Annotated in this window: 1 protein-coding gene; it reads left to right on the top strand. The window is 48.5% G+C overall.

The window, feature by feature from the left end; all coding sequences use genetic code 11:
• Nucleotides 1–969, top strand: a 969-nt coding sequence (gene tuf, locus ACXAH1_RS24615) for an elongation factor Tu (protein WP_475200330.1), incomplete at its 5' end; no start/stop codon positions are given.
• Nucleotide 970: the final 1 nt, after the last annotated feature.

The raw sequence follows: 970 nt of genomic DNA, 5'->3' as shown, positions 1-970 counted from the left end.
CCAACTCGCCACTACGCGCACGTTGACTGTCCTGGACACGCTGACTACGTTAAAAACATGATCACTGGTGCTGCTCAGATGGACGGCGCGATCCTGGTAGTTGCTGCAACTGACGGTCCTATGCCTCAAACACGTGAGCACATCCTACTTTCTCGTCAGGTTGGTGTACCTTACATCATCGTATTCATGAACAAATGTGACATGGTTGACGACGAAGAGCTACTAGAGCTAGTAGAGATGGAAGTTCGTGAACTTCTTTCTGAGTACGACTTCCCAGGTGATGACCTGCCTCTAATCCAGGGTTCTGCTCTTAAAGCGCTTGAAGGCGAGAAAGAGTGGGAAGACAAGATCGTTGAGCTTGCAGAAGCACTAGATTCTTACATCCCAGAGCCAGAGCGTGACATCGATAAGCCTTTCATCATGCCTATCGAAGACGTATTCTCAATCCAGGGTCGTGGTACAGTTGTAACTGGCCGTGTTGAAGCTGGTATCATCAACGTGAACGACGAAGTTGAAATCGTAGGTATCAAAGAAACTACGAAGACAACTTGTACAGGTGTTGAAATGTTCCGTAAGCTGCTTGACGAAGGTCGTGCAGGTGAGAACATCGGTGCCCTTCTACGTGGTACTAAGCGTGACGAAGTTGAGCGTGGTCAGGTTCTTGCTAAGCCTGGTTCAATCACTCCGCACACTAAGTTCACTTCAGAAGTATACGTACTGTCTAAAGATGAAGGTGGTCGTCACACTCCATTCTTCAAAGGCTACCGTCCACAGTTCTACTTCCGTACAACTGACGTAACTGGTAACGTTGAGCTGCCAGAAGGCGTTGAAATGGTAATGCCTGGTGACAACATCAAGATGACTGTTGAGCTGATCTGCCCAATCGCGATGGACGAAGGTCTACGTTTCGCGATCCGTGAAGGTGGCCGTACAGTTGGTGCTGGTGTTGTTGCAACTATCGTTGAGTAAT

This window comes from Pseudoalteromonas sp. AWH4_217 (assembly GCF_056161105.1).
Note: the sequence above shows the minus strand (reverse complement) of the source record. Positions and strands in the feature narration are given on the sequence as shown.